This window comes from Noviherbaspirillum malthae (genome assembly GCF_015352985.1).
Lineage (GTDB): Bacteria > Pseudomonadota > Gammaproteobacteria > Burkholderiales > Burkholderiaceae_D > Noviherbaspirillum > Noviherbaspirillum malthae.
This window is the reverse complement of sequence record NZ_JACYXF010000070.1, coordinates 23,697-31,064: the sequence shown is the minus strand read 5'-3', so window position 1 is coordinate 31,064 and position 7,368 is coordinate 23,697. Positions and strand designations below refer to the sequence as shown.

Here is a 7,368-nt window from a genome sequence, read left to right as displayed (position 1 = left end):
TGCCTACCGCAACCACATGCTGGTGCGCCATGCGACGCCGGGCGCTCTGGTGGCCGAGTATGCCTACAGCGAAGATCATCCGGGCGGCAAGGTGGTTCGGCACTGGACCAATGCCGGCCATGAACTCGCATTCAGCTATCTGCCCGGCGAAACCCGCGTCACCGACCAGCTCGGCAGGACGCAGTCTTATCGCTACGACAGCAAGCAGCGCCTGACCGGCCAGACCGATGCGGCTGGCGGCACAAGCTCCATCACGCATAACCGGCACGGCCATCCGGTGGCGGTGACCGATGCGGCAGGAAGGACCAGCCGCTACCGGCATGATGCCCGCGGCCGCCTCATCGCCATCGAGCAGCCCGACGGCGCAACGACGAAAATCGCCTACGACCCGCAGCACGGCAAGCCGGCACTGATTACCGATGCCATGGGCGGCATCGCCGCCTTTCGCCATGACGAGCTGGGGAACATTGCCAGCATCACCGATGCGCTGGGCCAGCGTACCGCCTACCGTTATGGTGCGCACGGCTTGCCGACCGTCATCACCGATGCCGCCGGCCGCAGCCGCCAGCTTGTCTACAACGATGCCGGCCAGGTCATCCGCCATACCGACTGTTCCGGCCAGATTACCCGCTACATCTACGATGCCTTCAGCCAGCTGACCGGCGTCACCGATGCCCTCGGCCAAACCACGTCATACCGCCATGACGCCGCAGGCCGATTGATTGCCACCGTCCATCCCGATGGCAGCGAGGAACGGCTCGAGTACGACTGCGCCGGGCGCCTGGTGGCGCACATTGATGCCGCCGGCCGCCGCACCGCCTATGCGCTGGAAGCCGACGGCCTGCCGCAAACCCGCACCGATGCGCTGGGCCACACGCTGCAATACCGCTACGACAAGGCAAGGCGGCTGGCGCGGCTGGTCAACGAGAACGGCGCGGTGTATGCGTTTGCCTACGATGCACTCGATCGCCTGCACGAGGAAATCGGCTTCGACGGCCGGCTGACCCGCTACCGCTATGACGCCGCCGGCTTGCCGATTGCCAGGGAAGAACACGGCAGCCCGGCCGGTGCAAGCCGGCAGCGCCATGCCGATGCCCGCATCGATACCCGCTACGAGCGCGATGCCGCCGGCCGGCTGGTGGAAAAGCTGGTCTCGCGCATCACCGGTCCGGCGATGGCCGAGCAGCTGCGCACCCGCTACCGCTACGACAAGCTGGGCCGCCTGGTGCAGGCCGGCAATGCGCAGGCCGAGGTGGAACTGGAATACGACGCCGTCGGCCAGCTGATCGGCGAGACGGTCACCGGCCGCCATCATGCCAGCCGCATCGCGCATGCCTACGATGCGCTGGGCAACCGCATCCAGACCAGATTGCCCGACGGCCGCAGGCTCAACCAGCTGTTCTACGGCTCTGGCCACCTGCACCAGATCAACCTCGACGGACAGGTCATCTGCGACATCGAGCGCGACGGGCTGCACCGCGAGGTCGGGCGCAGCCAGGGCGCCCTGCACAGCCTGTTCCAGTACGACAAGCTGGGCCGGCTGAGCGGTCAGCAGGTCGGCGGCAATTTGGCCCGGCAGCGCCGCGCATGGCAGGCACTGGACAAGCCGGAAGTCGACAACAGGCTCATTGCAAGACGCTACGACTATGACCGGACCGGCGAGCTGATTGCCATCGACGACGCCCGTCTGGGCCGTACCGCCTACCACTACGATGCGCTCGGCCGCATCCTGTCGGCGGTGCATCCGAACGTGCAGGAACGATTCGCCTTCGACCCGGCGCACAACCTGCTGGACGAGACGCTGCCGGATCAGGGCGGACGCATCGAGCACAACCGCGTCACCGTGTTCGAGGACAAGCGCTATGCCTACGATGTGCACGGCGACTTGACCTGCAAGAAGATCGGCCGGCATACCGGGATGGCGCTGCAGTGGAACGGCGAGCATCAGCTGGTCAGGGCCACTACGACTCGGCAGGCGCATACGGATACACCGACGACACAGACGGTGACCTACGGCTACGACCCGTTCGGGCGGCGGCTGTACAAGCAGGATGCGTTCGGTATCACGCACTTCGTATGGGATGGCAACCGGCTGCTGGAAGAGGTGCGGGGCAGCTATGCGAGGACGTATCTGTACCAGCCGGAATCGTTCGTGCCGATTACGCAGGTGAGCCGGATATGCAAGCCCGACGATGAGGCCGAACAAGCCAAACAGCAAGCACAGGTACTGCACATCCATACCGATCATCTGGGTACGCCGAGGGAGATGACGGATGAGCAGGGGCAATTGCGCTGGGCGGCGAGCTACCGGGCGTGGGGGAATGTGCTGCGGGTGGAGATGCCGCAGGGGTTTGAAGAAAGCGAAGAATGGGCGCGGCAAGCGGCCTTCGAGGAAATGCAGCCGCTGCGGTTCCAGGGGCAGTACCATGATGCCGAGACGGGGCTGCATTACAATCGGTTCCGGTATTTCGATCCGGACTGCGGGCGGTTTGTCGGGCAGGATCCGATCGAGCTGCTGGGCGGGATCAACCTGTATCAGTATGCGGCTAATCCAGTTAGCTGGATTGATCCACTCGGTCTTAGCTGTGTCTGCCCAACAGCAAAAACGGCTCCCATTTGGTCCTCCACCAAAAAACTGTCTCCAGTTGAAAATGCCTACGGCCACTGGAACAAACACAAAGATGAATTTCCAGAACTGCATAATTCCAAACAGTACGTCGATGCTGCTCATTCTTATGTGAACAACCCGCCCACGAACGCGCTCGTCAAGATGCGCGACAAAGATACCTTGATTTATGATCAGAGTACGAATACGTTCTTAGTAAAAGGAGCAAATGGTGCGCCGAAAACTATGTTTAGACCGAAGGATGGAATCGGTTACTGGAGCAGACAATGAGCCATATTGATAATGTGTTTCACCCTTGCCCTTGCTGTGGCTATCGAACTATAGACGAGCCAGGAAGCTACGAAATATGTGAGAACTGCGGATGGGAAGACGACCCTGTTCAATCTAAAGATCCAGATTACGCGGGAGGAGCAAATCAGGAAAGTCTTAATGCAGCTAGAGCCAAATGGTTGGCAAGGAAAACTGATCTTTAGTCGATCTCTTTAACGTATGACGCTTGTTTCAGTTTTGCAGAAATTTTGTGAAAAATTCGCTTTATTAAAATTGAGTCAACATGGAAATCATTTTGATTAATATTTTAAATAAGGTTCATGGACAACTCATAGGAAAATTAAGCTATACATTGTCAAGACTGGCAGAAGTCAACATATCGAGTAAGGAAATCGGCAATCTAACTGAAACAGGCACTACCTTATTTGATGCTTTGTTAAAGTTACGCCTTGAACTTGAGAAACATGGATGGTTTTTACTTTGCAATGTGGCTCGTCGGGACGCCTACCCGTCTCAAATGATGATGCAAATGGCGATGGGACGAAAAATATATGTTACGAAACACGGCTTGCAGGCGCGGCGCCAAGACATTGTTGATATTTTTGGTGAGGCGACACCCGATCAGATTGGTACGGTTGAGGAACAACGGCGATACCATGAAGATTGGATAAAGAGTCTAGGGATCTCGTAAAAGTAAATAAGGAAAAGACGAGCAGACATCAATAATGGACTCTTATGATTTAACTTTTTACACATTGGGGGCATGTCGATATAACGCGCCTACGGATAATTGGTCGGCACACCGACCTCAATCAGGAAATTATCGTTCCCTAATCCCTCTACCCAATTCCCTGTCGTTTCCGCAATCCACTCCCCATCATCAAGCGCAAGATCATGCCCCGCATGGGGATGCATGCACAACCGAGCATTCCATGCTTCCGCGATACGTCTTGAACAGTTGGGCGACACCAGCCGATCATGATCCAAGGCCAGTACCAGCAACGGCACCTTGGGCGCACGGTCCCCTGCCCTGCACCGGCTTGCTGCAATCACTTTGCGCACGGCGTTGATCATGCTCACCGGCCGCGCACGCCGGCAGGCGATCCACTGCCTTAATATCTCCGGTTCAATCGGCCGCCTGCTGCTCGTCATTTCCCATACCAACTGTTCGCTTGCCACGGCATCGTTCCGGCTCATCAGGATGCGCAGCAGCGTTCCGTAACTGCGCCACTGCAGCCGATGGTAGAACGGGCTGAAGTTCCGAAGGCTGCTGTTGATCAGCACACATCCTGCAAGCTCCGCCGGATAGCGCTGCGCCAAGCGCACGGCAAGCATGCCGCCCATCGACAGGCCAAGCAGATACACCGGTCGACGATGCTCCCGGGCTGCGAGCCACGTTCTGGCATGGTCGACCATGGCATCGATCGTCAATGGACTGGGCATGTCGTTCAATACACCGTTGCCCGGAAGATCGGGCGTGAAGATCTGCGCGTCGGAAAAACGTCGCTGGAAAGCAGATGGAAAATCTCCCCAATGCCGGCTTTCGCGTATCAATCCGCGTAGGAAAACCCAACTGCTCACGCGCCGGCTCCATCGTATCCGCCATACCATTGCGTCCGTGCGCGTGCGTCAAAAGTATCGCGTGCGGCGCCGACCGGCAGCCACTGCTGCCATCCGCGCGCGGCCAACGTCAGAAACTCTAGCCAGACAAGATGGCGCCGCAAAACCCGCTGCAGCCTGTGAACGGGAAAAGGGTTGAAAAATCCTGCCTTGCTGAAGAGCTGCATTGGATATTTCCTGATCCAGCGCCATGATCCCATTTCCAGCGTAAGGGGCAGGAAAACCTGTTCCGCATGCCGGTGCTGAGCCTGCAGGTAGAGATGGTCCCACAGGTCGCCGTGCGTCATGTATTGCCTGCTTTGCGGTTCGAAGAGGTAATCATGATGCGGGTAGCTGCGGCAAAACAGTTCATGCAGGGCCGAGAGTTCCGGCAGGTGCGGAATCGGCGTCTTGCTGCAGGCACACGGAAACCAGATGCGGTCGCGCGAACCGAAGCCGGAATGGCAATCAAGCGCGATGCTGAAACGGCGTCCGAAGAACTCGTCATTGACGAAGCGGCACATCGCTTCGCTTTCTGCTTCCATTACGGCATCGCCGCGATACCAGGGCAGATGCCGGCTGATACGCTGGCCGCCCAAGAGGAAAGGCACCTTCTGTTCGGATTGCACAGGCGCGTTGCGCATCAGGTCGACGCCGCGCGGATTGCTGCGTGTGCGCCGCGCCATGCCGCCCGGATTGACCAGCGGCATGAATACCAAGCGCACGGATGCAAGCTGCTCATGCAGCGTCGCATCCCATTTCAGGCGCTCCACGAGGCTGTTCAGATAGGCAAGCACGACCTGCGTGCCGATGTTCTCCAGTCCGTGAACGCCGCCGAAGAAGCCCACCACCGGCACGTCGGGACGGTCGGAGCCGAGTGCAATGCCGTAGACGGGCAGGCATTTGCCGTCGCTGTCGACGGAACACACGGTACGAACCGACAGCGCGGCGCGGCCTCGTTCGATGATGTTTTCCAATATCTCCATTTCCTGCAGGACCGTTGCGCGCATGAAGCCGTTCTCCATCTGTGCATCTTGCCGATGCAGCATGCCAAATTCACAGTCTAGGCCGGCCCGAATATGACAACTTTGCGCGGTCACGAAACTGACACAGGTCCGTAATACGAGTGAAGCATTCGGTGTTTAGTCTGGTGTTGTTCCAGTGAAAGGACATCCGATGCAGCAACTGAATACGCTTGACGCTCCCGGCACAAAAACGCCCGGCCTCTCATTGAGCATCGCCAGCACTCCGGAAGAAGTGAAGGAGGTGCAGCGCCTGCGCTACCGGGTTTTCATCGAAGATGCGGGACTGCGTACACTCGTGAATCCGAGCCGGCTTGATCAGGACGAGTTCGATCCGTACTGCGATCATCTGATCGTGCGTGATGCTTCGAACCTGCAGGTGGTCGGTACCTATCGCGTGCTGCGTCCTGCAGGAGCGAACCGGATCGGCCGGCTGTATTGCGAAAGTGAGTTCGAGCTCGACCGACTGCAACACCTGCGCGGCAGGATGGTGGAGGCGGGGCGCGCCTGCATTCATCCGGGGTATCGCTCCGGTGCCGTCATCATGCTGCTCTGGGCCGGCCTTGCGGAGTACATGCGTCGCCATCACTGCGAGTACCTGATCGGCTGCGCCAGCATCAGCCTGACCGACGGCGGCACGAATGCGACGGCGGTGTATCAGCAGCTGGCCGCCAGCCGGCACTACGCGCCGACGGAATACCGGGTACATCCACATCTTCCCTTCCCCATGCAGAAGTCTCGGCAGATGCAACCGATGCAGCAAGAAAGACGGCTCGCCGAGGGCATGCTGCCGCCACTGCTCAAGGGTTATCTCCGCAGCGGCGCATGGGTCTGCGGCGAGCCGGCATGGGATGCCGACTTCCATTGCGCCGATCTGCTCGTGCTCTTGCCTTTGTCGAATCTCGACAGCCGCTATGCGCGTCGTTACATGCCGTCGCAGGCGCAAAGAATTTGCGTTGAGTCGCATTGAATCATTACCAGCGTTACAAAGTATGCAAATGAAGTTAATCAAGCAGGATGCCGCGGCGACACTTCAACCCGCTGCGGCATTTCCTGGAAAACATGGAGACAAGCTTCCGTCCGGAATGCCCGGTGTCGAACTGCTGACGGCGGCAATGTGGCAGGCGATGCAGGAATATGCAGCCTGCCTTACCGCGCTGACGATTCCGGGACTGGCGGAAGAAGAATTGAAGCAGCGCGAAGCGAGCTGCCTCTTGCATCGGGCAAACTATCTGGAAGCGAAAGGGGCGCTTGAAGCATGCGTAGGTGCTACTCGTCCTGCAACGGATGATAAAGCGGACGTGAAAGACTGAAGTAAAAGCTGCAGGCAGCGCTGCAGTCGGCCCATGCACTTGCAGGCAGGTCGGCTCGATCGGTTCGGCGAACCGTATATCGCGGTAAGGCGGCATCGGCTTGCATTGCGATGCCGCCTTACTGCGTCATAAGCTTGCTTCGCGCTTCAGCTTGCCAGCTTGCGGAAGGTATCCAGCACCGCCTCGCCCTTGAACGGCTTCACGATCCAGCCCTTCACGCCGGCCGCCTTGCCGCGCTCCTTCATCGCCGGGCTGCTTTCCGTGGTCAGCATCACGATGTTGACGCTCTTGTTGCCCAGTTCATTGCGAACCTTTTCCACCATGGTCAGGCCGTCCATATTGGGCATGTTGACATCGCAGACCACCAGGCGGACGCCGGGGTAGGCCTTTACCTTTGACAAGCCATCCTTGCCGTCGATGGCGGTGGCGACTTCCAGTCCGTTCTTCTTCAGGAAGCCGGCGACTTCGTCGCGCACGGTGCTTGAATCATCTACAACGAGAACCTTTGCCATTTTATTATTCCTTCTTCAATTCATCG

At 58.7% G+C, this 7,368-nt stretch carries 8 protein-coding genes; 5 read left to right on the top strand and 3 right to left on the bottom strand.

Annotated features, from left to right (window positions below; genetic code table 11):
• The 3 genes from IGW03_RS32140 to IGW03_RS32130 all read left to right on the top strand — a co-directional run.
• A partial coding sequence (locus IGW03_RS32140) for an RHS repeat-associated core domain-containing protein (RefSeq protein WP_194726534.1) occupies window positions 1-2,896 on the top strand: 2,896 nt, incomplete at its 5' end.
• On the top strand, window positions 2,893-3,099 hold the full coding sequence (locus tag IGW03_RS32135; protein WP_194726533.1) for a CPCC family cysteine-rich protein: 207 nt from the start codon (window positions 2,893-2,895) through the stop codon (window positions 3,097-3,099). The genes IGW03_RS32140 and IGW03_RS32135, both read left to right, overlap by 4 nt.
• 80 nt (window positions 3,100-3,179) lie before the next feature.
• Window positions 3,180-3,587 (top strand): hypothetical protein, encoded by a 408-nt coding sequence (locus IGW03_RS32130; protein WP_194726532.1) that lies wholly within the window; start codon window positions 3,180-3,182, stop codon window positions 3,585-3,587.
• An 89-nt stretch (window positions 3,588-3,676) separates the two neighbouring features.
• Here IGW03_RS32130 and IGW03_RS32125 read toward each other — a convergent pair whose 3' ends face one another.
• Window positions 3,677-4,507: an alpha/beta fold hydrolase gene (locus tag IGW03_RS32125; protein WP_228536226.1), complete on the bottom strand. Its 831-nt coding sequence runs from the start codon at window positions 4,505-4,507 to the stop codon at window positions 3,677-3,679.
• Window positions 4,474-5,544 carry a M14 family zinc carboxypeptidase gene (locus IGW03_RS32120; RefSeq protein WP_228536225.1) on the bottom strand — a complete coding sequence of 357 codons (1,071 nt, stop codon included), beginning with the start codon at window positions 5,542-5,544 and terminating at the stop codon, window positions 4,474-4,476. The genes IGW03_RS32125 and IGW03_RS32120 overlap by 34 nt, the downstream gene beginning before the upstream one ends.
• A gap of 127 nt (window positions 5,545-5,671) precedes the next feature.
• On the opposite strand from IGW03_RS32120, the gene IGW03_RS32115 reads away from it, so the two are divergent.
• Window positions 5,672-6,487, top strand: coding sequence for a GNAT family N-acetyltransferase (locus IGW03_RS32115; protein WP_194726530.1), 816 nt, complete (start codon window positions 5,672-5,674; stop codon window positions 6,485-6,487).
• A complete protein-coding gene (locus IGW03_RS32110) occupies window positions 6,474-6,830 on the top strand; it encodes a hypothetical protein (RefSeq protein ID WP_194726529.1) in 357 nt (118 codons plus the stop codon). The genes IGW03_RS32115 and IGW03_RS32110 overlap by 14 nt, the downstream gene beginning before the upstream one ends.
• A 146-nt stretch (window positions 6,831-6,976) precedes the next feature.
• Here IGW03_RS32110 and IGW03_RS32105 read toward each other — a convergent pair whose 3' ends face one another.
• The gene (locus IGW03_RS32105) at window positions 6,977-7,342 is read right to left on the bottom strand and encodes a response regulator (RefSeq protein WP_194726528.1); all 366 of its coding nucleotides are present in this window, start codon (window positions 7,340-7,342) and stop codon (window positions 6,977-6,979) included.
• Window positions 7,343-7,368 lie beyond the last annotated feature (26 nt).